Origin of the sequence: Streptomyces griseoloalbus, from assembly GCA_014650015.1 — a bacterium.
Taxonomy (GTDB): domain Bacteria; phylum Actinomycetota; class Actinomycetes; order Streptomycetales; family Streptomycetaceae; genus Streptomyces; species Streptomyces griseoloalbus.
In genome coordinates this window covers 1-26,014 of record BMUD01000002.1, presented here as the reverse complement: position 1 = coordinate 26,014, position 26,014 = coordinate 1, and the positions used below count along the sequence as shown (strand labels likewise).

Sequence of the window (26,014 nt, the reverse complement as noted above, 5' to 3'; positions counted from 1 at the left end):
GCCGGTCTCCGTGTCCCTGTGCCCTCCGTCACGCTTATGCAACTAGTTGCATAAAGCGGTGCGCGTGCCTTACAACTACAGGCACGACACCGCGTGCACGGAGGGCCCGATGAGCCGTTACCCCCACTTGCTGACCCCCCTCGACCTGGGCTTCACCACCCTGCCCAACCGGGTCCTCATGGGCTCCATGCACGTCGGTCTGGAGGAGGCCGAGGGCGGCTTCTCGCGCATGGCCGAGTTCTACGCCGCCCGCGCCCGCGGGGGAGTGGGCCTCATCGTCACCGGCGGCATCGCCCCCAACGACGAGGGGCGGCCCTACGAGGGCGGCGCCAGGCTCACCACCGAGGCGGAGGCCGACCAGCACCGGGCCGTCACCGCCGCCGTGCACCGCGAGGGCGGCCGCATCGCGATGCAGATCCTGCACTTCGGCCGGTACGCCTATCACCGCGACCTGGTCGCCCCCAGCCCCCTCCAGGCCCCCATCAGCCCCTACCCGCCCCGCGAGCTCACCGACGCCGAGGTCGAGCGCACCATCGACGACTACGCCCGCGCCGCCCGCCTCGCCCGGCAGGCCGGGTACGACGGTGTGGAGATCATGGGCTCCGAGGGCTACCTGATCAACGAGTTCATCGCCCGGCAGACCAACCATCGCACCGACCGCTGGGGCGGCTCCTACGAGAACCGCATGCGCTTCCCCGTGGAGATCGTCCGCCGGGTGCGCGAGGCGGTCGGCGAGGACTTCATCGTCATCTACCGGCTCTCCATGCTGGACCTGGTGCCCGGCGGCTCCACGCTGGACGAGGTGATCACGCTGGCCAAGGCCGTGGAGGCGGCCGGCGCCACCCTCATCAACACCGGCATCGGCTGGCACGAGGCCCGCATCCCCACCATCGCCACCTCGGTGCCGCGCGGCGCGTACACCTGGGTGACCAAAAGGCTCATGGGCGAGGTGGCGGTCCCGCTGGTCACCACCAACCGCATCAACACCCCCGAACTCGCCGAGCAACTCCTCGCCGAGGGCTGTGCGGACATGGTGTCGATGGCCCGCCCGATGCTCGCCGACCCGGACTTCGTGGCCAAGGCCGCCGACGGCAGGCCCGAGGCGATCAACACCTGCATCGGCTGCAACCAGGCCTGCCTCGACCACACCTTCAGCGGGCAGATCACCTCCTGCCTGGTCAATCCGCGCGCCTGCCACGAGACCGAGCTGGTGCTGTCCCCGACCCGGCGCCGCAAGCGCGTCGCCGTCGTCGGCGCCGGGCCGGCCGGCCTCGCGTGCGCGGTGAGCGCCGCCGAACGCGGCCACGACGTCACCCTCTTCGACGCCGCGAGCGAGATCGGCGGCCAGCTCAACGTGGCCCGCAAGGTCCCCGGAAAGCAGGAGTTCGACGAGACCCTGCGTTACTTCCGCACCCGGCTCACCGAACTGGCCGTGGACGTGCGCCTGGAGACACGCGTCACCGCCGACGACCTGACCGGCCACGACGAGGTCGTCGTCGCCACCGGCGTCACCCCGCGCGTCCCCGACATCCCCGGCATCGACCATCCGAGCGTGCTCGGCTACCTCGACGTGCTCCGCGACGGGGCCCCCGTCGGCGACCGGGTCGCGATCCTCGGCGCGGGCGGCATCGGCTTCGACGTCGCCGAGTTCCTCACCGACGGCGGCGACAAGGCGTACGAGAACCCCGAGACGTACTTCCGTCAGTGGGGCGTCGACCTCGACTACCGCGCCCCCGGCGGGCTCGCCGCACCCGAGCGCCCCAACCCACCGCGCACCGTCCACCTGCTCCAGCGCAAGACGTCCAAGGTCGGCGCCGGCCTGGGCAAGACCACCGGCTGGATCCACCGCACCGAACTCAGGCACCGCGGCGTCACCATGGTCCCGGGGGTGAGCTACGACCGGATCGACGACGCCGGACTGCACGTCACCGTCGACGGTGAGAGCACCGTGCTGGAGGTCGATTCGATCGTCCTGTGCACCGGGCAGGAGCCGCGCCGCGACCTGTACGAGACGCTCGTCGCCGCCGGACGGGCCGTCCACCTGATCGGCGGTGCCGACGTGGCCGCCGAACTGGACGCCAAGCGCGCCATCAAGCAGGGCACGGAGCTGGCGGCGGCGCTGTAGGGGACGCCCGGCCCGTCCCTAGGATGAGCGCATGTCACTCCCGCACGCGATCCTCACCGCCCTGCTCGAGAAGCCGTCGTCCGGGCTGGAGCTGACCCGCCGGTTCGACAAGTCGATCGGCTACTTCTGGTCCGCCACGCACCAGCAGATCTATCGCGAGCTGGGGAAGCTGGAGGCGCAGGGCCTGATCCGGGCCCTGCCCTCCGAGCAGCCGGCCCGGGGCCAGAAGAAGGCGTACGAGGTGCTGCCGGCGGGGCGGGACGAACTGGCCCGCTGGACCGCCGCGTCCCAGGACCCCAAGCCGCACCGCGATGTGATGCTGCTGCGGCTGAGGGCGGCGGCCGTGGTCGGCACCGCGGGCCTGGAGGCCGATCTGCGGCGCCATCGCGAGCTGCACGAACGGCAGTTGGCGAAGTACCTGGAGATCGAGCAGCGCGACTTCCCGCCCGGCAAGGACGGGCCGGAGGACCGGCTGCGGCATCTGGTGCTGCGGGCGGGTATCGACCTGGAGACCTTCTGGACCCAGTGGCTCGACCACGCGCTGTCGGAGTTCGCGCGGCTGCCGGACGCCGGGGAGCCGCGGCGGCCCGGCGTGCGGGAGGCGTGACCCCCAGACCGCGGTGAGGCGACGCCGGCCGCCCGACCGGAGCGCGTCGGACGTGAAGGCGGCCGGCGCCGGGTCTACAGATGGTGCGGCTTGTTGCGGCGGCGCAGGTAATAGGCCGTGGCGAGGAGGCCGGTGCCGACCAGCGCGCCGCCCGCCACCATCGTCACCGTGCCGTAGTCCTGTGCGCTGCCGCCGATGCCGCCCATCACTCCGCGGGACGGCGAGGCCGTGGGAGAGACCGACGGGCTGGGCGCCGGGGTGACGATGACGGACTGTCTGCCCGCGGTGCTGCCGTTCGAGCACATCACGATCACCGTGTACGTGCCCGCGCCGACGTTCGACCAAGCGGCGGACTGTCCCGCGCTCGTCCCCGACAGCGCCGCCTGACGGCCCTGCGAGAAGCTCGTCTGGCTGCTGTTGAGCAGCGAGGCGGTGCCCCAGTTGCCGTTGATCTGGGTGCACGCACTGGTGGCGACCGAGACCGTCGACCCGGTGGTGTTGACGGAGATGCCGGGGCCCGCGGCGGCCGGACCGGCCAGGGCGAGGCAGAGCGTGGCGGCGGCCACGGTCGGACCGGAGCGGAGCAGTGGCTTCGAGTTGCGCATGTCGACTGCCTTCCGGCGGCACGGCCGGCGGTACATCCCTTGCGCCGCCGAGGTCGGGGAGCGCCCGTGCTGCCACGAGGCCAGCCAAAGGGCAGCGGACCCGCCGCGCACTCCGGCCGCCGCCGGGCAGGTGACGTCCTCCTCCGGTGGGTCCCGGACGCCGGGGTCAGCGCCGGGTGCCCGTCGTCACCGCGTGCTCCGGGGAGAAGCCGCCCCAGGTCCCGTCCGGCAGCTTCGCCCGGATCCGCACCCGGTGGGTGACCCCCGCCTCCCGCCCCACGTAGAAGCGGTACGCCGCCCGGTCGCGCGGTGCGTCACCGCCGTAGACGAGGGACGTGGCGACTCGGCCGTCCAGGCGCACCTCGTACTCGGCGATCACCCCGTCCACGCGCGGCGGCACCCAGCTGAGGGCGATGTGGTAGGCGCCGTCGGACCACTGGCTCGTGGCGCGGAAACCGGTCGGGGCGGTGGCCCGGCCGTCCGCGCCGCCCGCGGTGGTGAGGCGGGCGGTGGCGCCGGGCGGGGAGAGGTTGTCGGCCGCGTCGCGGGCCCGGACGGTGAAGGCGTACCGGGTGCCCGGCCGCAGCCCCGTGACCACGGTGGCCCGCTGGTTCCCGCCGACACTGTGGATCTTCGTGCCGGCCTGATACACGTCGTACGACACCACGCCCCGGTCGTCGCTCGAGGCGGACCACGACAACTGGGCCGCCCTGCTCCCCGCCGCCCGGCCGCGCAGCTTGGCCGGACGGGTGGGAGCGGTGTCGTCGGCCGTGGCCGCCCCGGGGGTCGTGGCCCGGACCTCCCGGCTGCGCGGCCCGAGCCGTCCGTCCGCGTCCCGGGCCCGCACCGTGAAGACGTACGTGGTCGCGGGTCGGAGCCTGGTGACATCCACCATGTGCTCGGAACCGGGAACTTCCTTGACCTTCGTGGTGCCCCGATACACCTCGTAGTGGCTCACCCCGGCGTCGGCGGTGGCGACCGCGTTCCACATGACGTGCACACTGCTGGCGCTGCCGGCCTCGGCCGTGACACCGGCCGGCGCTGCGGGCGGCCGCGCACCGCCCGTGTCGTCCGAGCCGCCCCAGCGGCAGGAGGCGATCAGCAGGAGGACCCCGCAGAGCGCGAGAAGGCGACGCGGGAACACGGCTGGGGGAACGCCACGCACGACTCTGCCTCCCGGGGTGGTACGCGGGAACGACTCCGGACAATGGTCCGTACCAATATGAGGGTGTGACGCGATCACATCAAGAGGGCGGAGTGGGAGGCGCCCCGGACCATTACGTATGCTGAAGACTCGAACGGGCCCAACCACCTTCCGCAGTCGGTGAGTTCAGGCTCGTGGCGCGGACCGCTGTCGTCGCAGATCCCGCGCCGGCGCGGGTGGCCGGACGGCCCGAGTCGAAGGGCTCGGGCCCCGGCCCCTGTTGCGGATCCCGTCGCGGCGGCCACGATGGGGCCGACATGATCGTGCTCCGTCCGGCCCTACCGAGGCCGTCGCGACCCGATATCGGGGCGAAATGGGGCAAAGTGCGCGTCAGTGTCCCCGACGAGAGGCCTCCTCGATCGTGTCCCGTGTCCCGTCGCTCACCCTGGCCGTGGCCGGTGTCGCCCTACTGGCCCCCTCGGCACTTCCCGCCGCCGCGCCCCAGCCCCGCACCGAACCGGCAGCGCGGCGCGCGGACTCCGTCTCCGCCACCGACCTGCTGGCCGAGGTGCGCACCTGCACGCCCGTCTCCGACGGCCGCTACCGCAAGGACCACGGCTCCCGGGCCACCGTCCCGGTGTGCGGCACCCGCGACGCCGTGTTCTGGAAGGCCGACATGGACATCGACTGCGACGGCCGCCCCGGTCTCCGCTGCAACGCCCGCACCGACCCGTACTTCTCTGCCGCCACGGCCTTCGCGCAGTCCGACGGCCGCCCGCTGAGCTCCGAGGAACTGCCCTACGTGGTGGTGCCCGCGCCCAGCGCCGTATGGAACTACCGGTCCCACGGTGTGCGGGGCGGGTCGGTCGTGGCGCTGGTCCACCGCGACCTGGTGCGGTACGCGGTCGTCGGCGACGTCGGCCCCGCCGACATCATCGGCGAGGCGTCCTACGCCGCGGCCGAGGCGCTCGGCATCGACCCGGACCCGCGCGGCGGCGGCACCTCCTCGGGCGTCACCTACATCGTGTTCACGAACAGCCGGGTGACCCCCATCGAGGACCACCGGGCCGCGGTGACGACGGGAGAACAGCTGGCCCGGGAGTTCGTGACCGCCGACGACTGAACCGGCCGACAGGGCGTCATACGGCCGACCGGCACCACAGTCGCACGCGGCAGGGGCGGCGTGGACCACGCCACCTCCGCCCCTTCACGACCTCGGCCGCGTCACGACCTCGGCCGCGTCACACCTTCCGGTACGCGTACGCCTCCGCTGCCGCCGCCTCCACCGCGGCCAGGTCCGCCCCCGTGGACGCCGTGACCACCGCGGCCACCGCGCCCTCCACGAACGGGGCGTCCACCAGCCGGGTGTGCTCCGGGAGCTCGTCGCCCTCGGCGAGCAGCGCCTTCACGGTGAGCACCGCGCTGCCCAGGTCGGTCAGCACGGCGACCCCGGCCCCGCGGTCGACGGACGCGGCCGCAGCGGCGATCAACTCGGCACTCGTGCCGAAGTCGCCGCTCTCGGTGCCGCCCGCCGGAGCCACGGGAACCGCCGTACCGGCCCCCGCCAGGCCCTTCGCCAGCTCCGCCACCGACGCGGCCACCGTCGGACTGTGCGAGACCAGCACGATTCCCACCAGCTTCTCGTCACTCACCGTCGGCCTCCACGTCGTCCGCCGAGGCGTCGACGAGCCCGGCGATCAGCAGCGCCGCCGACGTGGCTCCCGGATCCTGGTGCCCGATACTGCGTGCGCCCAGATAGCTCGCCCTGCCCTTGCGGGCCTGCAACGGCGTCGTCGCCACGGCGCCCTCCTCCGCGGCGGCGCGTGCCGCGGCGAAGGAGTCGCCGAGCGCGTCCACCGCCGGCACCAGCGCGTCGATCATCGTCTTGTCGCCCGGCGCGGCACCACCGAGCTGCATCACCGCGTCCACCCCCGCGCGCAGCGCCTCGGCCAGCCGCCGCTCATCGACCTCGGCGGCGTCCCCGAGGGCCTTGCCGGTGCGGCGCAGCAGTGTCCCGTACAGCGGACCGGAGGCGCCGCCCACCGTCGAGATGAGCAGCCGCCCGGCCTGCGTCAGCACGGCTGCGGGGGTGGCGGGCGGCTCCTTCTCCAGCGCGTCCCGCACCGCCCGGAACCCGCGCTGGAGGTTGCTGCCGTGATCGGCGTCCCCGATCGGCGAGTCGAGGGCGGTGAGCCGGTCCGCCTCGCGGTCCACGGACGCGGCGGTGACCGTCATCCAACGGCGGAAGAAGTCGGCGTCGAGCACGGGAACTCCTTGCGTGGTAGGTACTCCTGAACCATGACCCCAGCGTCCCTCACATGCCCCAGCGCAGCCCCGGGGTACGCACCGGCGCGTCCCACAGCCGCAGCAGCTCCTCGTCGATCTGGCACAGGGTGACCGAGGCGCCCGCCATGTCGAGGGACGTGACGTAGTTGCCGACGAGGACGCGGGCCACGGGGACCCCGCGTTCGCCGAGCACGCGCTGCACCTCGGCGTTGAAGCCGTACAGCTCCAGCAGCGGGGTGGCCCCCATGCCGTTGACCAGGACCAGGACGGGGTTGTTCGGGGTGAGGTCCTCAAGGATCGCGTCGACGGCGACCTCGGCGATCTCGGCGGACGTCATCATCGGCCGTCGCTCCCGGCCCGGCTCGCCGTGGATGCCGACGCCCAGCTCCAGCTCACCGGCCGGCAGATCGAAGGTGGGGGTGCCCTTGGCCGGCGTGGTGCAGGCGCTCAGCGCGACACCGAAGCTGCGGGCGTTCTCGTTCACCTGCCGGGCGATGGCCTCCACCCGCTCCAGCGGCAGCCCCTCCTCCGCCGCCGCACCCGCGATCTTCTCGACGAACAGCGTCGCGCCGGTGCCGCGCCGGCCGGCCGTGTACAGGCTGTCGGTCACCGCCACGTCATCGTTGACCAGCACCTTCGCGACCTGGATGCCCTCGTCCTCGGCCAGCTCGGCGGCCATGTCGAAGTTGAGCACGTCACCGGTGTAGTTCTTCACGATGAACAGCACCCCGGCCCCGCTGTCCACCGCCGCCGCGGCCCGCACCATCTGGTCGGGCACCGGGGAGGTGAACACCTCGCCGGGACAGGCCGCCGACAGCATTCCCGGCCCCACGAAACCGCCGTGCAACGGCTCGTGCCCGGACCCCCCGCCGGACACCAGGGCCACCTTCCCGGCCACCGGGGCGTCCTTGCGCACGATCACCCGGTTCTCCACGTCCACCGTCAGCTCGGGATGGGCCGCCGCCATCCCGCGCAACGCGTCCGCGACCACGGTCTCCGGGACGTTGATGAGCATCTTCATGGGTACCTCCTAGGGGGCTTAGCAGGCGGGTTGTCGGCCTGCGTTCTTACTGGTCAGAGCAAGTATGGGCAGTTCTTGATCTTGGCGGTCCGTGGCGGTCGGAAGCGGGTTCTGGCGGTACTGATGCTGACTTAATGCTGACTTTGGTGACGCAGCGTCAAATTCCTGCGGTGGGTCGACTGCGTACCGGCAGGAGCCCTACAGGGGCAGTATCGACCTTGCGACCGCGAAGGTCACGCGAGGCAGCATCCGGAGAGGCGAGGGAATATCGGTCTGGCGGATACGGCTAGAGCTGAGGATCGTCTCTACGCCGGGTCATGCCTCAAGGGGCCGTCGCTCGCCTTCACCGAAGGTACCTGCTCGCACAATCGCCGTCCCTGCGACATCGCCGTGCAACGTAGGGAGGGTGGGTGCGGACGCCGAAGCGATCGCGCGGCGGGCAGTCACCGCGCCAGCGGGGCGCGGTGCGCAGCGGCATCAGCGTCGAGACCGAAGGCCTTTGTCGGGCGGTACGCGATGGGCCGGAAAGCGACGCCCGTACAGGACGAACCACCGCACGGTCTTGGTGGGCCGCCTCCGGTCATGGCTGTGCGGTGGCGGATGATCTCTTCCTAGTCCGAGGCGGCGAGCGGTTCCACGACATCCGTGACGTCGGATGACGGGTCCGGTACTGAGGGAACAGTCGACGCCATCCATCGGGGGTACACGGTGAGACATCCGGGCAGCCGCCTCAGGACGTGGGCGAGCTGGTCGTCGGCGGCCGTTGCTCTGCCGCGGCCGAGCCGCGCTGGTGCCGGCATCGTCGGGACCCCGTTACGGCTGGCTCCGAGGCATGGGGCCGCCCGCTTGGCGACACGGTCCCGCCACCACCGCCGTCCGCGTCGGCGACCCCACCGCGCCCGGCCCTGATACGCGTCTGCGTCCCGGCGATGAACTCCTGCTCGTCTCGCACGGCGCGGGTGGGCGGGAGAGCCACGCGGCCCACAGATGAGGCGGGTCAGCGGGCGGGATCGTCCTCCTGACGGACCACGACGACGGGGCAGGCCGCGTGCTGGGCGCAGCGCTGGCTGACCGACCCCAGCACCGCCCGGGCGAAGCCGCCCCGCCCCCGGCGGCCCACGACGAGGAGCGCGGCCCCGTCCGAAGCACGGATCAGCACTTCCGACGGGTCGCCCTCGACGAGGTGCTCCGTCAGCCCGGCGGGAGGACCGTCGGGGAAGACCGCGTGCAGCTCTTGGATGAAACGCTCCCTGGCCTGACCCAGGTCGAACTCGGGATCGATCGCGGGTCCGCTCCAGCCCCTGGAGGACGGCGTGTCCCAGACACAGACCGCCTCCACGGCACCGCCGACGCCCCGCGCGTAACGGTCCGCCCACCGCAGTGCGGCGTACGACGAAGGAGATCCGTCCACGCCCACGACCACCCGTGGGACGTCGGAGGATTGCATGGCCACCTCACTCAGCAGTCGTCACTCCGCGCACCTCCACGCTGCCGGGACCCGCGCCGCCGCGCCAGCGGAGGCGGTCAGGCGGGTGCGGAGATGGCCGGTCGGCCTCGGCGCAGTCATCCACCTGCCCGCAGCTCCCCGGCGATGCCCGCGGCCCAGGCGTCGACGGCCTCCCAATCGCGGAAGTCGCCGAACCGCCCACCCACCAGGCGGAACAGCAGACGTCCGGTGCGAGGCAGCTGGTCCCGTTCGACGACGCCGGAGAACAGGCGGTGGCTCCGGTACACCAGGCCGGACGGCAGGTCCTTCTCTATCACCGGCAGCTCCTTGGGAGCCATGCGCCGCCACGGTCCGCGCAGCGCCGCCGGCATTCCGACGCTGAAGATCCACACCGGGCGGGTGACGAGCACGTCCAGGTGGTTCCGCGCGAAGTCCTTGGCCGGTCGCAGCCAGCTCTGCCCGTGCACGGCGCTGCCGAGGACGAACGCCCGGTAGGCGTCGGCGTCCTCGACCTCGGTCACGGGCCTGGCCTCCGCCGCCAACCCCGCGTGCCGCAGGGCGGTGGCCGTTCTTTCGGCGATCGCCCGGGTGGAACCGTGGGGGGTCGCGGGCCAGGTGCCGGAGCGTGCGGCGGGCGCCTCAGAGACGCTCTCCCGCCCCCCGCACCACCACGACCGGGCAGTGTGCGTGATGCAGCAGGGCCTGGCTGACCGACCCCAGGAGCACCCCGGCGAAACCACCGCGCCCCCGCGCACCGACCACCACCAGCTGGGCGGAGCGGCTGGCCTCGATCAACGCTTCCCGCGTCCCGCCGTGCACCACCCTGTGATCCACCACCACACCCGGGTGGCGCTCCTGACGTGGCCGGCTCCCTCCACCGTCGCCCCGGGCGGACGCCCGGGCAACCGGTGTCCTCAGGCCGTCTGCTCCGCAGGACAGTCGGACCGCTGTGGCTGGGAGGAGGGGCTCCGTCGCCCGGTCTTCATGGCCGGACGGGCGGGAACGGCGCCGCACCGATCAGGGAGAGCCAGCCGGTCAGCCCGGCGGGGTCGGCGGCCCCGCAGCGGAAGCCGACGTGCCCGTCCGGGCGGACGGCCACCAGACCGCGGCCGGGGCTGTTCGACAGCCGCAGGACGGTCACCCGGGGGTCGGCCGGCATGTCCGGCGGTGGGGCGGCGTCGCGTTGCAGCAGCAGGTGCACACCCGGGCGGGCCAGCAGTCCGTGCAGCCGCTGGGCGGCTCCTCCGACGCCGACGGCCGCGTCGGGCAGGCGGTCTCCCGGACGGGGAGCCCCCCGCAGGGGCGGTGTCCCCTCCACCGACAGGGGACTGCGCCGGTAGTTCACGCGCAGCTGGGAGAGGGTACGGACGGCCTCGGCGACCAGCCGTCGCCGGCCGAGGAGCACGGGGACGGCGGGGGCCGCGCGCGGAGCGGCCACCGCGCGCAGCCATGAGGGGAGCCGGCCCGTCGACGCCTCCGCCCAGAACGCGGTGTGGGTCAGAAGCAGCCGTCGATGGGCAGCCGCTCTGCGCTCCCTGTCGTAGGAATCGAGCAGTACTTCGACATCGAACCCGTCCGCGGACCCACCCCCGGTTCCACTCGCCGCGAAGCCGAGCTTCCAGCCGAGGTTCACCGCGTCCTGGATACCGGCGTTCATGCCCTGGCCGGTGGCCGGTGAGTAGGTGTGGGCCGCGTCCCCCGCGAGGAAGAGCCGCTCCCGGCGGAATCGCCGCGCGAGGCCGCACTGCAACGGAACCCGCGCCGACCAGGCGAGACGCTCGATCCGCGCTGTCATCCCGGCGTCGTCCAGGAGGCGTTGGAGTTCGGCTTCCGGGACGGCGGGGCCGGGCTGGCCGAAGTCCTGCCCGGCCCCGCCGGCGGACGCCCGCGTGGCCAGCAGCCGCCAGGCGGCCTGCTCCCCGAGCGGGAAGAGGAACAGCAGGCCCCGGCGCCCCGCGAACACCTGGGCGTCGGTACCGGACGTACCGCCGAGGTCCAGGTCGGCGAGGACCACCTCCTCGGCGTAGGGCCTGCCGTGCCAGCCGATGCCGGCGCAGGCTCGTACGGCGCTGGCCGGGCCGTCGCAGCCGACGACGAAGGGGCAGCAGATCTCCTCGACGCCGTGCCGCGAGCGCAGCACGCCGCGCGCGCCGTCCCCGTCGTCGAGGGCGGTGAGCAGTTCGGTGCCCCGTTCGACCGTCACCCCGCGGTCGGTGAGCGCCCGCGTCAGCACCGTCTCGACGTCCGTCTGCCGCATGAGGGACAGGTGGGGGAACGCCGTGTCGGGCAGCGCGAGGTCCGCGAGTCCGGTTTCGACGACGCGGGAGCCGAGGTGCAGGTGGACCTTCGGGGCGGTGTCCGCCTGTTCCAGCAGGGCGTCCGTGACGCCGAGCGGTCGTAGGACCTCCAGGGTCCGTGGGTGCACGATGAGTGCACGGGAGGGCCGGAACGGCTCAAGGCGCCGCTCGACGACCCGGACCCGTGCTCCGTGGGCATGGGCCTGCAGGGCCAGGGCGAGGCCGGTCGTGCCGGCCCCGACAACCAGGACGTCCACCACCGCCGTCACGTTCTGGCCCGTATGCGCCACCATGCCGCGGTGTCCTGCGGTGCGCGGTCCCCGGCCAGTCCGGGGTCCGCGATCACGTCGTCGCGGCGCAACCCGGGCAGAACGGTGTAGCGGATCGAACCGGGCTCGCTGACCAGCGCCAGGACGCGCCACAGGGAGCGCGCGTAGTGTTCGGCGCGCCGCGGGCCGTCCCATTCGTACACGCCGCGGTAGCGGTCGTGCTCGTCATGGGCCAGCCACAGCTTCGAGGTGAAACCGGGGAAACCGACGAAGAGCGGCGTGTTCAGCAGGCTCTCCGCGCGGAAGAGCGCGTGCGCGGATCCGTGCACCAGGCGGAGCCGGAAGATGACCACCAGCGTGCACGGGTCCTTCGCCAGGCCGCTGCCGAGGCGAGTTTCCCGGTACACGCGAGCCGAGGTGCCGTCGTCGAAGAGGAGCCGCATTCCCCGCCGCTCCTTCGGCAGGCGGATCCGGTGCCGCGAGAGCAGCCCGAAGGTGGTGAGGAAGCACGCGGCCACGGCCCGCCACGCCTCGCCAGGGGCGAGTGGTCCCTGTTCACCCACGGTGGCCTCCTTCGAAGAGCCATGACGGGCATGCGACGCCGGGCTTCGCCACGGCGGCCGGGCCGGAGTTCCCCGTACAAAACCAACCATGAGGCAATGCGCCGCGCCCCGCGAGACCTGGTGGCGCGGATCGGCCGCCGACGATCGGGTTCGAGGAGCGTCGGTGGGCACACCTGTTTGCCTAGTCCGGCTCCATGTAAGGGCGGCGGAAGACCGGTGCCTGGCCCGTGCCCCACGGGCGCACGACAGCCAGCACCCGGGCGACCGCGGACTCCAGGGAGCCGCTGGTGTCGACTGCGACGGCCTCCGGCCACGGTTGTTCTCCGGCCGCCATCGCGGCGGCGATGTCGGCGTCGGCGTCGGACGCTCCGGGAGCACGCGTGCTCAGTCGGGCCGTCGCCACGTCCCCCGGCACGTGGCAGTGCAGGGCCACCAGGTCGGCGCTGGTGCGTTCGGCCACGCGCAGGGCCGCCTCACGCTGTGCCGCATCGGACCAGGTGGCGTCCAGGACGACGGATTCCCCTGAGGACAGCAGGGTGGACGCGCGGTCGAGTAGGGCGGAGTAGGTCCTGGCCGTCCACTCCGGCGTGTAGAGCCCCTCGCCGTAGCCGGCCGCCGCGGACTGCTCCGCGGGGATCCCCGCCAGCTCCTTGCGGAGGCGGTCGCTGCTGAGCAAGGTGACCCCCAGCCGGTCGGCCAGCGCTCCGGAGAGGGTGGACTTCCCGCTGCCCGGCAGCCCACCGACGAGTGTCAGGCCGACGGCGGAGGTACGCAGGTGGCGCAGCGCTGTCGAGACCAGCCGCCGGAACGCCGCATCCGCACCCGGCGCGCCCTGACGTGCCTGGATCAGGGAGACCTTGGCGCGCACGAACGCACGGTAGGCGACGTAGTGGTGCCACAGGGAGGAGGGTGCCGGATCGCCCGAGTACTCGCCGTACCGGGCGAGGAAGTACGCCGCGGCCTGAGGGGCGCCGAGCTGTTCCAGGTCCATGGCGAGGAAGGCGGCGTCGTCGAGTCCGTCGACGTGACGCAGGTGGTCGTCGAACTCCAGGCAGTCCAGGATGCGGGGACCGTCGTCGAGGCAGAAGACGTCCTCGGCGAGCAGATCGCCGTGGCCGTCGACCACCCGCCCCTGTTCGATGCGGGAGTCGAACAGACGCTCGCGGCCGACGAGATAGCGGCGCACCAGCCGCTCCGCCTCCGCCACCCCGTCCGGCACGGCGCCGTCGTCGGCCAATGCGCGGACCTGCCGGAAGCCGGCCTCCCAGCGCGAGGACAGGGCGTCCCGCGTGCCCTGCTCGTCCACCTCACGGCTCCGGGGCGCCTCCGCGTGCCACGCCGCGAGCTGCCTGGCGACGGCTCGTAGGACGTCGTCGACGGCGACCCCTTCCCGCACCAGGCGGGAAAGCCGGCGGTCCGCGGGCATCCGGCGCATCACCACGAGCGGTTCCGGCTCCTGCACGCCGGGGGTGCGGAACTCACCCAGACCCAGATAGACATCGGGGGCGAAGCGGCGATTGAGAGCGACTTCGCGCTCGCACGCCGCCCGGCGGGCCGTCACCGTCGTGTAGTCAAGGAATCCCAGATCCACCGGCTTCTTCAGCTTGTAGGCGCGGTCACCGGCGAAGAACACGATCGCGGTGTGCGTCTCGCACGCCTGCGCGCGCGGCAGCGGCTCGCCGTCGTGCCGGCTACTGGCCTGGAGCGGGGACGCGCCGACCACAGGCACCGGGGGCGCCGTCCTCCCGGTGGGGCCCGGCTCAGTCATGAGGGACGACGGCGACGGGGCGGCGTGCGTGACGGACGGCTGCCCGGGCCACGGGGCCCGGACGCGGCGCCGGGACGCACCGGGGTTCCCGGCGGCAGGCGGCCGGCGGGCCCGCACCCTCGGTGGCGGCAGAACTCTCGGGTGAGCCGTCGAGGCCCACGGTGACGACTGGCCGCATGGCGGTGCCCTCCGTCTCGTAAGAAGCTGGAAGAGGGATGGATGACGGTGCCCGAGCCCGACGACGCGGATGGCCGGGAGGCCGTCGGCACGCCGGACGGGGCGGGTTCTCTCGTTCGAGGAGTACCCCAATCCCCTCCGCGGCGCATGCGGACCGGAGGTGGGAGGCAGGCGCGGCATCCGGCCGGGAGGAGACAGCGACGGTGACGATTCCCCTGGTGGTCGGCGTCGACGGGTCCGAGGCGAGCCTGGAGGCGGTGGACTGGGCCGCCGGCGAAGCCGTCCGGCACGGCGTGCCGCTCCACCTCCTGCACGCGGCGGCGCGGGACCACGAGGCGTCCGACGTGATCGACGCCGCCTCGGAACGGGTCAGGAAGGGTGCTCCCACGGTGCGGTTGTCGAACGAGGTGCTGCACGAGGACGCGACCGCCGCCCTGCTCGGCAAAGGGCGCAACGCCTTCGCACTGGTACTGGGATCCGCAGGGTTCGGAGACCTCGCCGGAATGCTCCTGGGATCGGTCAGCCTCGCCGTGGCGGCGCGAGCGGACTGCCCGGTCGTCGTGGTGCGCGGCACTGCGGAGCACCGCTACGCCCGCTTCGGGAGTGTCGTCGTCGGTGTCGAGGAGGGGGAGGGCAGCGGCACGGCCGTACAGTTCGCGTTCCGTGAGGCCCATGTGCGGCACTGCCGACTGGTGGCGGTGCACGCCTGGAGCGCACCGCTCGGTGTTTCCTCCTCACCACGGGCCCCGTCCTCCTACGCCCCGGAAGCACACCGGCGCCCGCCGGCGCGGGTGCTCGACGACGCCCTGCGCGGCGCGTCGGAGCGGTACCGTGACGCCCCGGTGAACCGGCGGGTGATCCAAGGGCCGGCGCGCCAGGCCCTGCTGGAGGCGGCAGCGGAGGCGGACCTGCTGGTCGTCGGCGCCCGCAGACGACAAGGGCACCTGGGTCTGCAACTCGGATTGGTCAACCATGCGGTACTGCACCACGTGCCGTGCCCGATCGCGGTCGTTCCCCGGATATGACCGGGCGTGCCGCAGGCACAGCTGGCCGAAACGTACGTACTCAACCAGCTCAGCCACCAGACCGCCGTCGCCTCGAAGGCCGCACGGTGCGTCCCCGCGGCGGCAGGCCGTCCGGTCGTGGACTTCTCCCTGCGCCGCACCCACGGCCCGCAGGCAGGGTTCCAGGCCGCCCGCCTCGGCGCGATGGTCGGCTTCGCCGGAACCAGCAACGTGGCCGCCGCCACCGCCCTGGGTCTGACCGCCGTCGGCACGACGGCCCACTCCTTCGTCGAGGCGTTCACCACGGAGGAGGACGCCTTCCACGCGTTCGCACGGTGCCACCCGGGACCGGTGACCCTGCTGGTGGACACCTACGACACCGAGGAGGGCGTACGCGTCGCGGCGCGCGTCCTGCGGGAGTACGACGGCCGGCCGGTGATGAAGCGGGGGCCGGGCCGCGGCACTCCCATGCCCTCGATGTCGCGCTCGGCGGTGTTCAGCAGCCGCTGGGCGATGTTCTGCAGGGCCCGCCCGGCCGCCAGTTCGTCGCCGATCTCCGGCACGTTCGCGTCCGCCGGATGACAGTGCGCGGTCCCCTGACCGGTGAGCTCCGCGGTGCCGGTGTCCAGCACCACGTGCGCCTTCGTGGTTCCGTCGTCGCCCGGGGAGCGACCGGCGCCCGGTTGGCCCGCTCCCACGCCTCCAGGTGCGGAACGGGGACCCTGCCCGACGGGTCGGCCCGGTCGGAGCTCTTGCGCAGCAGGTCCGCCTCTGACACCACGCCCATCGGGCGGCCCAGGTCGTCCACCACGGGCACGGCGGTGACGTCGTTCTCCGCCAGGAGCCTGACGATCTCCTTGAACGGCAGGTCACGCCGTGCCTTGACGACGTCCCGGGTCATGAGTTCCGCGACCGTTCGGTGCTGCATGTCGACTCTCACGTCCGGGTGGTGGCCGTCCGGCATCCGGCCGGCCCGGCCCGTTCCCGCGGATGCGGGCCGGCCGTGCCGTGCGGCGGTGTGCCGCGCGTGGCACGTTGGATACAGGGCCATTCTGAGGAGAGGGCGGCGATCATGCGAGCTCGCCTCGGCGACCAGCTTGTCGTCGAAAGCCCGGCGACCGGCGCCACCAGGCGCGACGGCGAGATCGTCGGACTCCACCACGAGGACGGCACACCCCCCTACGACGTGCGCTGGTCGGACACGGACGACGTGACGCTCGTGTTCCCGGGACCCGACGCGCACATCCGGCACATGGAGCACGGGCAGCCCGGAACCCCCCGCAGGTCTTCCCAGCCCGACACGGGTGAGGCGCAGGCCTTGTCCGAGGCCGCCCCGCCGCCCGGGACGCCCAACCCCGGCGACATCGGCCGGCGCGTGGCCGTCGAACGCCACAGGCACGGGCTCAGCCGGGAGGAGACGGCCCGTCGGGCCCGCATCTCGCCGGACTACCTGGCGTACCTGGAGGAGCAGCCGGCCGACCCGACGATGGCGACCCTCCTCAGCCTGGCAGCCGCGCTGGGCACCACCGCCACGGCCCTGCGCGGGGCGGGCGTCGACCTGCCGCCCGGTCAGGGCCACGCACTGCTGCATCCACAGTTGCGGGACCTCGGCCCGGAGGAATGCCGCCGCCTGCTGTCCACGCACGGTGTGGGGCGCGTCGCCGTGTCGACGTCCGACGGCCGTCCCGCGGTCGTCCCGGTCAACTACGAGGTCGTGGAGGACGCGATCGTCTTCCGGACCGCGCCCGACTCCGTGCCCGCGGCGGCTGTCGGAACGGAGGTCGCCTTCGAGGTCGACCACGTGGACGAGGCGATGAGCCGGGGCTGGAGCGTGCTCGCGGTCGGCCCCGCGAGCGTCGTCACGGAGCCCGATGCCGTGCGCGGGCTCGTCCGGCGCGCACACACCGAGCCATGGCCGGGCGGCGCACGCGAGATGTGGGTGTCGATCCGGCCCACGCGTCTCACGGGCCGGCGCATCACTCCGGCCGATCAGTAGGCGCCCGAAGGGCGCCGACCCGAGAGGGGAAGCTTCGGTGAGCCGACGAGTACCGGCCGACGAGCAGGTGACGGCCCTGGTCCGAGCCGCCGTCGCGGCCCCGTCCATGCACAACGCACAGCCCTGGCTCTTCAGCTACTTCCGGCGTAGCCGTACGTTCGAGATCCGTGCCGACCTCGAGCGCGCCATGCCGCACTCCGACCCCGACACCCGCGGCCTGCACATCGGCTGCGGCGCCGCCCTGCTGAACCTGAGGGTCGCCGTGGCCCACGAGGGCTGGTGCCCGGAAACCCTCCTGCTGCCCGACCCCACCGACCCGGCGCTGGTCGCGACCGTGCGGCTGACCGGTCCTACGACCGACGAGAACGACCTCGGCGCGCTGTATCCGGCGATACACCGGCGGCACAGCAGCCGTTACCCGTTCGAGGAGAGGGAGATCCCCGGCCCCGTGCGGGAGGCCCTCGGCGCGGCCGCCCGCGCCGAAGGAGCAACGCTGGCCTTCCCCACCCCGTGGCACCTGCAGGAGGTGCTGGAACTGGTCCAGGACGCCGAGGCACGCAACATCACCGACCCCGGCAGCGACCAGGACCTGGCGCGGTGGACGCGTACCGACGCCCCGTCGGCGGGCAGCACCGACGACGGAGTCCCGCACTACGCCTTCGGGCCGCGCAAGCGCGGAGGCAAAGCCCCCATGCGCGACTTCGCGGCCTCCCGGAGGGTGGCGGGCCGTGACGCCGCCGACTTCGAGCGCACCCCTCAGCTGGCCCTCCTCGGCACGAGCCACGACCACCCGGAGGACTGGCTCCGCGCGGGCCAGGCCATAGAACGCGTCCTGCTGCTGGCCACCCTCGAGGGCCTGTCCAGTTCTTTCGCCGCTCAGCCCCTCGAATGGACCGACCTGCGCTGGCCGCTGCGCGACCCGGTGTCGGGGACGGGCTTCACCCAGATGCTCCTGCGCCTGGGGTACGGCCCGAAAGGACCCGGCACACCGCGCCGCCCGGTGTCGGACGTACTCGACATCCGCCCCTGATGGAACCCGGCGGGCCGGCGTTCGGTTCCGCACACGGTCACCGGATTGTTCCGGGCCCGTCCCGGTCCGCTGACTCGCCGGTGAGCTGCGGCTCGACGTCCACGACGCCCTCCACGGCGCGCACGAGACGCACGGCGACCGAGATGAGCGAGGTGTCTTGGCTGTGCCCGCGGAGGGTGACGACCCCCTCGTGGACGTTCACGTGGATGGCGTGGCTGAAGGCGGGGAAGAGGTAGGACACCACGGTGCGGCGGACCTCCTCCTCGATCTCCTCGTCCGGCCGCAGAAAAACCTTCAGCAGGTCGGCGCGGCTCACTATGCCGTGGAGCATGCCGATGTCGTCGACCACGGGCAGCCGCTTGACGTGCCGGACGGCCATGATCCTGGCGGCCTGTGCCAAGGTGGCGTCGGGGTGTACCGTGATCGCGGGGGTGCTCATGAGCTCCTCCGCCGTCACCGCCCCGGCCTTGGCGACGTCGGACAGGCGCCGGCGCTGCTCGAAGAGGCTCGGGTCGCTGTCGCGGAACTCCTCCTTGGGCAGCAGATCGGCCTCGGAGACGACGCCGACGACACGCCCTTCTCCCTCCAGGACCGGCATCGCGCTGACCTTCCACTGCTCCATGGTCTGCACGATTTCCTTGAAGGGCGCGTCGCGTCCGACGGCCACGACCGTCTGGGTCATCACATCGCTGACGATGTGCGGGGTCTCAGGCACCGCGATCCTCCTCGTCTCGCCTCGTGGTGACGTGGAGGGAGTAGCCAGGCCCGGCCCGGCAGTTCCCCGGCACCGATGGTCTCGACGACCGCCGCGCGGCGGCCGCGCCGGCGATACGAGGGAGGGGACCTCGCCCTTCCTCCGGCCGTACGACTCCACAATCGTCGCAAATCGGCGCAGTGCAACCCGGGCCGAGATCCCCGTCCGCATGCCGGTCCATGTGTCGCGACGGAACCCGTGCGGTGCGACGGTATTGACAGGGACTTCAAGGCAGCGGCAGGGCAGGAAGGCGGTGGTGACCGTGGAGCTCCCGCTGGTCGTGGGTGTCGACGGATCGGATTCCAGCCTGGAGGCCGTGGACTGGGCGGTGGACGAGGCTGCGCGCCTCGGGCTGTCCCTGCGGCTCGTCCACGCCTCTTTGTGGGAGCGGTACGAGGGGGGCCTCCCGTCCCTCAGGACCGGCCGTCCGGCCGAAGAGGTCATGGCCGAGCGCATCGCCGCGTCCTGCGCGGAACGCGCCCGGCTGCGCGACCCGGAGGTGAAGGTGTCGAGCGACGTACTGCCCGACGACGCCGTGTCCGCGCTCCTGCACGCGGCTCATGAGTCCTCCGCCCTGGTCACGGGCTCCCGCGGCCGCGGGAAGATCGCGGGGATGCTACTGGGATCGGTGAGCCTCACGGTGGCCGGTCGTGCCGTGTGCCCGGTGGTCGTGGTGCGCGGCGGGGAGCGGAACCGACAGGGCTCCTTCGGCCGGGTGGTGGTCGGCCTCGGCGACTCCGCGGAAGGCTCGGCCGCCGTGCGGTTCGCCTTTCGCGAGGCGCAGGTGCGCGGCTGCGACCTGCACACTGTACGGGCCTGGCGCCGCCCCGCCCACGAGCACGTGGACGATCCCTTGATCGCGGACGATGCCGCCGGCGCCGAGGAGGAGCGAGCTTCCGCCCTCCTCACCGACGTGCTGCGCGACGCCGGACGGAATCACCCGCAGGTCGAAGTACGTCGTCGTACGGTCGAAGGTCCCGCCCACAAGGCCCTCCTGGACGCATCCTCCGACGCCGACCTGGTGGTCGTGGGAGCACGGAGGCGCCACGGCCACGTCGGTCTGCAGCTCGGCAGGGTGGCCCACGCCCTACTGCATCACGCCGAGTGCCCGGTGGCCGTCGTCCCCCAACGGACCTGACCCGGCGCGCGTCCTGTGCTCCCGCACACCCGGTGAGGGAAGAAGGAGAGGGCGGCGGAAGTCGGAGTGGACCTGGGAGTACGAGGGGTACGACCCGGCCGGCGAGCGGCTGCGCGAGTCGTTGTGCACGCTCGGCAACGGTTGCTTCGCCACGCGCGGCGCCGTGCCCGAGAGCAGGTCGGGCCTGGTGCACTACCCGGCCACCTACGCGGCCGGGGTCTACAACCGCCTGGAGTCGGCCGTGGCGGGGCGGCTGGTGGTGAACGAGGACCTGGTGAACCTCCCGAACTGGCTGTTTCTGCGGTTCCGTCCGCGCTTCGCCGACGGGTCGGCGGGACCGTGGTTCTCTCCCGACGCGTGCCGGCCGCTCGACCACCGGCACAGCCTGGACCTGCGCCGGGCCACCCTGACGCGTACGTTCCGGTTCCGGGACGACGAGGCGGGCACGCTGGGTGTGGAGCAGGTCCGGCTGGTGCATGGCGGATCCCCACCTGGCCGCGCTGCGGACCGTCGTCACGGCCGAGGAGTGGTCCGGGGAGATCGAGGTGGAGTCCGCCCTCGACGGCGACGTGACCAACGGCAATGTGCACCGTTACCGGTCCCTCGACCGCACCACCTGGTCCATGTGCGACCGGCGCGTCCGCGGCCGGCGTGACGTGGCTGAGCTGCCGCACCAGCACCTCCGACATCGGCATCGGCATGGCGGCCCGTACGGTCGCCGCCGGGCGGCCGCCCACGGCGCGGAGCTCCGTCCGTCCCACCGCCGTGCCGTGCACCGGCTGGTGGTACCGGTCGCTCCGGGCCATCGCCCCGGCCCGGCCCGCCGCGCGGGCCGCGCGGCACGCCTGCGGCAGACGCCGGTGGCGGTAGTCGAGCAGGGCCCGTGAGACCTCCGGGACGTGCAGGATCAGGTACGGCAGCACGAACAGCTCGTCCCAGAAGACGTGGCCCCGGTACGCCTCGCCGTGCAGCCCGCGGGCCGGCACCCCCACGTCCAGGTCCGCGGTGTGCGGCGACAGCGTCTGCAGCACGTGGAACAGGTGCAGGCGCAGGACACGGCCCGCCTCCCCGGGCACCTGGATGTCCGCGCCCCGCCACAGGCGCGCCCAGGCGGCGGCGTGGGAGTCCACGAGTGCCGGGAAGTCCGCGGCCGTGGCCACCCGGCCGAGCGCCGCGTCGAGCGGGTCGCTGATCGCCCGGTCCCGGGAGGTGTGCAGGGCTACTGTCTTGTCCACGAGGCGGGCCGTACCCGTGGCAGTCCGCAGCGACGGCCGTGAGGAGACCCAGCGGCTGCACCTCAATCCCCGCTCGGGCAGGTGGCTGCCGGACGACTCCCGGCTCCAGCACCACGTCGGCTCGGCGATCGCCTACAACGTGTGGCAGTACTGTGAAGCGACGGGCGACACCGAGTACCTGCACACCAAGGGCGCGGAGATGCTGCTGCAGATCGCCCGATTCTGGGCGGACGGCGCGGAACCCGCCCCCGGCACCGGCCGGTACCGCATCCGTGGTGTGGTCGGCCCCGACGAGTACCACGACCGCTACCCCGACGCCGACCGGCCGGGCCTGGACGACAACGCGTACATCAACGTCACCGCCGCCTGGGGCCTCGGCCGGGCCCTGGACCTGGTGCGGCGCCTCCCGGCATGGCGCCGGCAGGAGCTGTTCGAACGCATCGGGCTGGAGAGCGGCGAACTCCCGAAGTGGGAGGAGGTCTCCCGGCGGCTGCGGGTGCCGTTCCACCAGGGCGTCATCAGCCAGTTCGACGGCTACGGCGACCTCGCCGAGCTGGACTGGGACGACTACCGCACCCGCTAGCCCGGCATCCGGCGGCTGGACCGCATCCTCGAGGCCGAGGGCGACTCCGTGAACCGCTACCAGGCGTCGAAACAGGCCGACGTCCTGATGCTCGGATACCTCTTCTCGGCCGCCGAGCTGCGCAGCCTTTTCGACCGTCTCGGGTACGACGTGGACGAGGAGGTCTGGCGCAGGACCGTCGACTACTACCTGCGGCGCACCAGCCACGGCTCCACCCTCAGCGGACTCGTCCACGGCCTCGTCCTCGCCCGGGCCAGACGGGCCGAGGCGTGGAGTTACGTCCACGAGGCCCTGGAGGCGGACATCGCCGACATCCAGGGCGGCACGACCGGCGAGGGCATCCACCTCGGCGCCATGGCCGGAACCCTGGACCTGGTGCAACGCGGCCTGACGGGGCTGGAGACGCGTGAGGACGCCCTCTTCCTGGACCCGGTGCCCCTTCCCGCCCTGTCGGAGTACGGGTTCTCCCTGCGCTACCGCGGCCACTGGGGCATCGGCATACGGCGCCGGAGCGGACAGCTGGCGACCGGGCTGCGGGACTCGGAGGAGTCACCCATCCGCGTGGTGCCGGCCGACCGGGCCGTTACCATCACGCCGGGGGAGACCTGCACGCTCGTGCTCCCGGGGGAGTGATCCGCGCGGACGGGCGAGCCGACCCCGGCGTCCGCGGCACGATCCACCGGACAGGGCATAGGCTCCGAAAGCGGGGTTCCGCCTCGGGCGACGGTGCCGTGGGAGACGTGGATGAAGTGGCTGGTCTCGCTGGTCGGTGCCGGGCTCGTCATGCTCACCCTGCGGGACCTCTTCCACACCCTTTGGCATCCCACCCGCCACGGCGGGCTGAGTCGCCTCGTCATGACGGCGCTGTGGCGCCTGGCCCGGCGCTTTCGCGCGCGCAGGAGGGTGGTCGGGCTCGTCGGACCGCTCGCCATGGTCACGGTGGTGGGCATGTGGGCCTTCACCGTCGTGCTCGGCTGGGCCGTCGTCTACTGGCCGCACATGCCCGGGGCTTTCGTCTTCTCGCCCGGTTCCCAGGCGGCGCAGGAGCCCGCACTGCTGGACTCCGTGTACCTGTCGCTGGTCACGGTGGCCACCCTGGGGCTGGGAGACATCGCGCCCGGCGAAGGCTGGCTCCGCATGGTCTCACCGTTGGAAGCCCTCGTCGGCTTCACCCTTCTGACAGCCACCGTCTCCTGGGTGCTGGAGATCTATCCGGCGTTGACCCGCAGGAGGGTCCTGGCCGTCCGGCTGGCACTGCTGCGCGACTCGGACCCGACACCGCGGCAGATCGACTGCACGGCCGGAGCGCTGCTGCTGGACAGTCTGGCGACGGAAATCGCACGTGTGCGCGTCGATTTCGCCCAGTACGCCGAGGCGTACTACTTCCACGACGGGGAGGACCACTCGTCGCTGGCGGCCACGGTCGGCTACGCCGTCACCCTCGCCCGGCGAGGACAGGCAGCCCAGCGGCCGGAAGTGCGCCTGGCGGGTGATGTGCTCACCGGAGCGCTGAAGGACCTCGCAGCCATCCTCGACCAGCGTTTTCTCCACACCGGTGGCACGGCGACGGAAGTGTTCGCCGCGTATGCCGCCGACCACGGGCGCAGCCTCGCGCAGCCCTGACCGACAGGCCGACGACCGGTGTCGCAGCGCCCGGATCACCCACACCGACGAGTGGTCGGTCATCGCCGGCCGGCACCGGCGGTGGCACCCTGACAGCGAGTGCCGGTATCCGGGGACACCGTCCCCCGCGCGACGGGAGTTCGGTGAATGGCGCACAGTGAGCGGGCCGGTCCCGATGGGGGCCTGACCTGCGGCCGCGCCAAACTACGGGACGTTGATGAGCATCTTCATGGGTCTCTCCTGGGGAGCTCGGCAGGCGGGTCGTCGCCTGGGTCTTAACTGGTCGCAGTGAGTAGGGGAAGGTCTCGATCTCGGTGGTCCACAGCCACCCGGAGCGGGGCTGCGGCGGTGCCGGTGCTGACTCAATGCTGACACCGGCGACGGCTTGTCGGGTGGGACGGTCGGGGGGAACTCGCTCGGGGGCCGATGTCGGCAGTATCTGCCTTGCGGCAGCGAAGGTCACGCGCGAAAACGCCCGTGGGCGTGCCCCGGTCCCGGAAGAGGTGGCGGTCACGGCCCGCGGCCGTCACACCGTGCCGGATCCGGCCCGCCCGCTCGACGAGGCCGGGCAGCGGGCGAGGCCCTGCCCGAACCGTCCTGGAGTCCGTCCATTACTGTTCGTCCTTCTGCGTACAAGGGCACATGGGGGTTCGGTGGGGCGGGGCAGATGTCCGGTGTGTGGGCGCAAGGCACCGGTGAGCGAGGGAATCATCGGCTTCCACGGGCAGGGTGCCGGAGGGTGCCGCGGGCTCGGCCGGACGGCCGTGGACCGGCAGCCCGCGGAGGTGACCGGGGCACCGGCGGGCGGTGACGGCGAGGCCACGGGCAAGCGGGCACCGCGGTCGCCGGGCGATGTCCGCGTCGAGGTGATCTCGGGGGTGCTCACCGTGATGATGGTCATCGGGGTGCTCGTCCTGTTCGTGGGTCTCTTCGTGTCCACCGCCGTGTGGGCGAGCGGAGTGGCCGTCTTCGTGCTCACCAGCGCTGTTCTGTGGCTGCTCGGCAAGACACCGGCCGGTCGGCGCAACGCCGCGCGTGACGCACGTGACGCGGCGCCGCGCGCCCGGGCGGCGGCCGGTCGTGCCGAACGCGCCGAGCGGGAGCGGCAGGCCGCTGCCACCGCTGTCGAGGAGCGCCGCGCCCGGGAAGCGGAACAGGCGCTGCGACGCGCGGTGCGGGCACTGCTCGACGACCTCCCGGCGCGGGGAACACCGCAGGACGAGGCGATCGCCCACTGCCTGGAGAAGTCGGTCGCCGTGCGCGACCCACGCCTGCGGGCCGAGGCGGAGCGACTGGCCCGTCGTCATGTCGCCGTGGACGAACGCATCCTGTGCATCGCGCAGTCGGCGACCGAGGGCAGGGAACGTCCCGCCCTGCTGATCCTCACCGACCGTGGAGCGGCCGTATCGCACAAGGGTGTCTCCTACCGGTTCGACCCCCAGCCCGAGGACGTGATCGAGGGGCTCGAAGCGAGCTGGGGGTGGCTGACGGTCGGGGAGCTCGTTTTCACGTTCTCCCACCACCCTCGCCTGCGGATCGCCCTGGCGGCCCGCGAAGAGGCCGCCGCAGCCGCCCCGTCCGCTGCCGCGTCCCAGCGCCCCGTCCAACGGCTGATCCGCGACGCCCGGGACGCGGAACTCGCCGCCGTCGACTGGATGCGCTATCTGGGCTTCACCGATGCCGTGGCCACCCCCGTCGGTTCGGACGCGGGCATCGACGTCCTCGCCGAGCGCGCGGTTGCCCAGGTGAAGAAGGAAGGAAGCCCCACCACCCGTCCCACCGTCCAGCAGCTTCACGGCGTAGCGGCCGCCCAGCAGCGTTCCGCGCTGTTCTTCTCGATGGCCGGCTACACCCCGCCGGCCCTCGCGTGGGCGTCGCAGCAGGGCATCGCGCTGTTCCAGTACGACCTGCAGGGAACACCGCAACCCGTCAATCCGCCTGCCCTCCACCTGCTGGACGCAGCCGACGGAAGGGCGTCCCGGGCCGCGGACGCACCCGCGGCCACCCCGGCGGACACCACCGACGGCACCGCGGCGCCCTAGGTGTATTGCCCTGTGAGGTTGGGGACGCGGCTGGCGGGTGGTTGGCCGCTGATGCCGGTGCGGGCCGCCAGCCGCAGCGGACCGATGCGGTGCTCGCGTCGCAGCCGCAGAACCTGCGCCTCGATGGCGGCCAGGGTGCGGTGGGGCTGGCGGTGCGGGCGGCAGGTCGAGGGGGGCACTCTCGAAGCGGCGCACGCGTCGGGGGGGGGTGCCTCTATGTCTTTCGTCAAGAGGTCCGCGTCGGGTTTGGGATGGTCTGGCTTGCTGGGGTCATGCGGCGAGTTCGACGTCCTCGGGGTG

Annotated in this window: 21 protein-coding genes and 7 pseudogenes; 12 read left to right on the top strand and 16 right to left on the bottom strand. The window is 72.7% G+C overall.

Features of this window, described 5'->3' with window-relative positions; translation table 11 throughout:
• The first annotated feature begins 109 nt into the window (after positions 1-109).
• Together IE178_RS03000 and IE178_RS02995 are read left to right on the top strand one after the other, a co-directional pair.
• Positions 110-2,125: an NADPH-dependent 2,4-dienoyl-CoA reductase gene (locus tag IE178_RS03000; protein WP_193511194.1), complete on the top strand. Its 2,016-nt coding sequence runs from the start codon at positions 110-112 to the stop codon at positions 2,123-2,125.
• 31 nt (positions 2,126-2,156) lie between these two features.
• Positions 2,157-2,732, top strand: coding sequence for a PadR family transcriptional regulator (locus tag IE178_RS02995; RefSeq protein WP_184761930.1), 576 nt, complete (start codon positions 2,157-2,159; stop codon positions 2,730-2,732).
• Between the two features lie 74 nt (positions 2,733-2,806).
• On the opposite strand, the gene IE178_RS02990 is transcribed toward IE178_RS02995, so the two are convergent.
• Together IE178_RS02990 and IE178_RS02985 are read right to left on the bottom strand one after the other, a co-directional pair.
• A complete protein-coding gene (locus IE178_RS02990; protein ID WP_184761929.1) occupies positions 2,807-3,337 on the bottom strand; it encodes a hypothetical protein in 531 nt (176 codons plus the stop codon).
• 166 nt (positions 3,338-3,503) lie between these two features.
• Positions 3,504-4,502, bottom strand: a complete 999-nt coding sequence (locus IE178_RS02985) for a fibronectin type III domain-containing protein (protein WP_184761928.1) — start codon at positions 4,500-4,502, stop codon at positions 3,504-3,506.
• 400 nt (positions 4,503-4,902) lie between these two features.
• Between IE178_RS02985 and IE178_RS02980 the strand changes: the two genes are divergently transcribed.
• Complete coding sequence (locus tag IE178_RS02980; protein ID WP_229875421.1) at positions 4,903-5,604, top strand: glycoside hydrolase family 75 protein; 702 nt, start codon at positions 4,903-4,905, stop codon at positions 5,602-5,604.
• 118 nt (positions 5,605-5,722) lie between these two features.
• On the opposite strand, the gene IE178_RS02975 is transcribed toward IE178_RS02980, so the two are convergent.
• The 9 genes and pseudogenes from IE178_RS02975 to IE178_RS02935 form a co-directional block, all read right to left on the bottom strand.
• Positions 5,723-6,133, bottom strand: a complete 411-nt coding sequence (locus IE178_RS02975; protein WP_184761926.1) for a PTS-dependent dihydroxyacetone kinase phosphotransferase subunit DhaM — start codon at positions 6,131-6,133, stop codon at positions 5,723-5,725.
• The gene (gene dhaL, locus IE178_RS02970) at positions 6,126-6,746 is read right to left on the bottom strand and encodes a dihydroxyacetone kinase subunit DhaL (RefSeq protein WP_184761925.1); all 621 of its coding nucleotides are present in this window, start codon (positions 6,744-6,746) and stop codon (positions 6,126-6,128) included. The genes IE178_RS02975 and dhaL overlap by 8 nt, the downstream gene beginning before the upstream one ends.
• A 49-nt stretch (positions 6,747-6,795) precedes the next feature.
• On the bottom strand, positions 6,796-7,788 hold the full coding sequence (gene dhaK, locus IE178_RS02965; RefSeq protein ID WP_184761924.1) for a dihydroxyacetone kinase subunit DhaK: 993 nt from the start codon (positions 7,786-7,788) through the stop codon (positions 6,796-6,798).
• Between the two features lie 997 nt (positions 7,789-8,785).
• Positions 8,786-9,235 (bottom strand): universal stress protein, encoded by a 450-nt coding sequence (locus IE178_RS02960; RefSeq protein ID WP_193511193.1) that lies wholly within the window; start codon positions 9,233-9,235, stop codon positions 8,786-8,788.
• Positions 9,236-9,351: 116 nt separating this feature from the next.
• The gene (locus tag IE178_RS02955; protein ID WP_318279809.1) at positions 9,352-9,975 is read right to left on the bottom strand and encodes a flavodoxin domain-containing protein; all 624 of its coding nucleotides are present in this window, start codon (positions 9,973-9,975) and stop codon (positions 9,352-9,354) included.
• Positions 9,875-10,096: pseudogene (locus IE178_RS02950) on the bottom strand (universal stress protein); the annotation flags it as partial. The pseudogene IE178_RS02950 and the gene IE178_RS02955, both read right to left, overlap by 101 nt.
• 121 nt (positions 10,097-10,217) lie before the next feature.
• Positions 10,218-11,825, bottom strand: a complete 1,608-nt coding sequence (locus tag IE178_RS02945) for an FAD-dependent monooxygenase (RefSeq protein WP_193511192.1) — start codon at positions 11,823-11,825, stop codon at positions 10,218-10,220.
• A complete protein-coding gene (locus IE178_RS02940) occupies positions 11,798-12,364 on the bottom strand; it encodes a hypothetical protein (RefSeq protein WP_193511191.1) in 567 nt (188 codons plus the stop codon). Before IE178_RS02940 ends, IE178_RS02945 begins: the two co-directional genes overlap by 28 nt.
• A gap of 181 nt (positions 12,365-12,545) precedes the next feature.
• A complete protein-coding gene (locus IE178_RS02935; protein ID WP_438874343.1) occupies positions 12,546-14,132 on the bottom strand; it encodes a bifunctional aminoglycoside phosphotransferase/ATP-binding protein in 1,587 nt (528 codons plus the stop codon).
• 380 nt (positions 14,133-14,512) lie between these two features.
• On the opposite strand from IE178_RS02935, the gene IE178_RS02930 reads away from it, so the two are divergent.
• Positions 14,513-15,334 carry a universal stress protein gene (locus IE178_RS02930; protein WP_193511190.1) on the top strand — a complete coding sequence of 274 codons (822 nt, stop codon included), beginning with the start codon at positions 14,513-14,515 and terminating at the stop codon, positions 15,332-15,334.
• Positions 15,335-15,340: 6 nt separating this feature from the next.
• Positions 15,341-15,748 (top strand): annotated as a pseudogene (locus IE178_RS02925) (nicotinate phosphoribosyltransferase); the annotation flags it as partial.
• On the opposite strand, the gene IE178_RS02920 reads toward IE178_RS02925, so the two are convergent.
• Positions 15,685-16,011 (bottom strand): dsRBD fold-containing protein, encoded by a 327-nt coding sequence (locus tag IE178_RS02920; RefSeq protein ID WP_193511453.1) that lies wholly within the window; start codon positions 16,009-16,011, stop codon positions 15,685-15,687. The pseudogene IE178_RS02925 and the gene IE178_RS02920 overlap by 64 nt on opposite strands.
• A pseudogene (locus tag IE178_RS02915) lies at positions 15,999-16,241 on the bottom strand (CBS domain-containing protein); the annotation flags it as partial. The pseudogene IE178_RS02915 and the gene IE178_RS02920, both read right to left, overlap by 13 nt.
• Positions 16,242-16,385: 144 nt before the next feature.
• Here IE178_RS02915 and IE178_RS02910 point away from each other — a divergent pair.
• Together IE178_RS02910 and IE178_RS02905 are read left to right on the top strand one after the other, a co-directional pair.
• On the top strand, positions 16,386-17,309 hold the full coding sequence (locus IE178_RS02910) for a DUF1918 domain-containing protein (RefSeq protein ID WP_193511189.1): 924 nt from the start codon (positions 16,386-16,388) through the stop codon (positions 17,307-17,309).
• A gap of 37 nt (positions 17,310-17,346) precedes the next feature.
• Positions 17,347-18,339 carry an Acg family FMN-binding oxidoreductase gene (locus tag IE178_RS02905; RefSeq protein WP_438874342.1) on the top strand — a complete coding sequence of 331 codons (993 nt, stop codon included), beginning with the start codon at positions 17,347-17,349 and terminating at the stop codon, positions 18,337-18,339.
• Between the two features lie 37 nt (positions 18,340-18,376).
• Here IE178_RS02905 and IE178_RS02900 read toward each other — a convergent pair whose 3' ends face one another.
• Positions 18,377-19,054 carry a CBS domain-containing protein gene (locus IE178_RS02900; protein WP_193511188.1) on the bottom strand — a complete coding sequence of 226 codons (678 nt, stop codon included), beginning with the start codon at positions 19,052-19,054 and terminating at the stop codon, positions 18,377-18,379.
• Positions 19,055-19,355: 301 nt separating this feature from the next.
• On the opposite strand from IE178_RS02900, the gene IE178_RS02895 reads away from it, so the two are divergent.
• Both IE178_RS02895 and IE178_RS02890 read left to right on the top strand, forming a co-directional pair.
• Entirely contained in the window at positions 19,356-20,231 is an 876-nt protein-coding gene (locus IE178_RS02895) for a universal stress protein (protein WP_193511451.1), read from the top strand.
• 121 nt (positions 20,232-20,352) lie between these two features.
• A pseudogene (locus IE178_RS02890) lies at positions 20,353-21,118 on the top strand (hypothetical protein).
• Here the strand turns inward: IE178_RS02890 and IE178_RS37065 are convergent.
• Positions 21,095-21,466 (bottom strand): annotated as a pseudogene (locus IE178_RS37065) (glycoside hydrolase family 65 protein); the annotation flags it as partial. The pseudogenes IE178_RS02890 and IE178_RS37065 overlap by 24 nt on opposite strands.
• A 5-nt stretch (positions 21,467-21,471) precedes the next feature.
• Between IE178_RS37065 and IE178_RS02880 the strand changes: the two are divergent.
• From IE178_RS02880 to IE178_RS02870, 3 genes and pseudogenes are all read left to right on the top strand, one after another.
• A pseudogene (locus IE178_RS02880) lies at positions 21,472-22,682 on the top strand (glycosyl hydrolase family 65 domain-containing protein); the annotation flags it as partial.
• 111 nt (positions 22,683-22,793) lie between these two features.
• The gene (locus IE178_RS02875) at positions 22,794-23,672 is read left to right on the top strand and encodes a potassium channel family protein (RefSeq protein ID WP_193511187.1); all 879 of its coding nucleotides are present in this window, start codon (positions 22,794-22,796) and stop codon (positions 23,670-23,672) included.
• 695 nt (positions 23,673-24,367) lie between these two features.
• Positions 24,368-25,714, top strand: coding sequence for a restriction endonuclease (locus tag IE178_RS02870; RefSeq protein WP_193511186.1), 1,347 nt, complete (start codon positions 24,368-24,370; stop codon positions 25,712-25,714).
• Positions 25,715-25,719: 5 nt separating this feature from the next.
• Here IE178_RS02870 and IE178_RS02865 read toward each other — a convergent pair.
• Positions 25,720-25,875 (bottom strand): annotated as a pseudogene (locus tag IE178_RS02865) (IS481 family transposase); the annotation flags it as partial.
• Positions 25,876-26,014 lie beyond the last annotated feature (139 nt).

Bases quoted from the DNA above. Each gene is read 5' to 3' on its own strand.
- IE178_RS02945 (WP_193511192.1), bottom strand. From the start codon at position 11,825: ATGGTGGCGCATACGGGCCAGAACGTGACGGCGGTGGTGGACGTCCTG.
- IE178_RS02960 (WP_193511193.1), bottom strand. From the start codon at position 9,235: ATGCAATCCTCCGACGTCCCACGGGTGGTCGTGGGCGTGGACGGATCT.
- IE178_RS02935 (WP_438874343.1), bottom strand. From the start codon at position 14,132: ATGACTGAGCCGGGCCCCACCGGGAGGACGGCGCCCCCGGTGCCTGTG.
- dhaK (WP_184761924.1), bottom strand. From the start codon at position 7,788: ATGAAGATGCTCATCAACGTCCCGGAGACCGTGGTCGCGGACGCGTTG.
- IE178_RS03000 (WP_193511194.1), top strand. From the start codon at position 110: ATGAGCCGTTACCCCCACTTGCTGACCCCCCTCGACCTGGGCTTCACC.
- IE178_RS02875 (WP_193511187.1), top strand. From the start codon at position 22,794: ATGAAGTGGCTGGTCTCGCTGGTCGGTGCCGGGCTCGTCATGCTCACC.
- IE178_RS02990 (WP_184761929.1), bottom strand. From the start codon at position 3,337: ATGCGCAACTCGAAGCCACTGCTCCGCTCCGGTCCGACCGTGGCCGCC.
- IE178_RS02995 (WP_184761930.1), top strand. From the start codon at position 2,157: ATGTCACTCCCGCACGCGATCCTCACCGCCCTGCTCGAGAAGCCGTCG.
- IE178_RS02910 (WP_193511189.1), top strand. From the start codon at position 16,386: ATGCGAGCTCGCCTCGGCGACCAGCTTGTCGTCGAAAGCCCGGCGACC.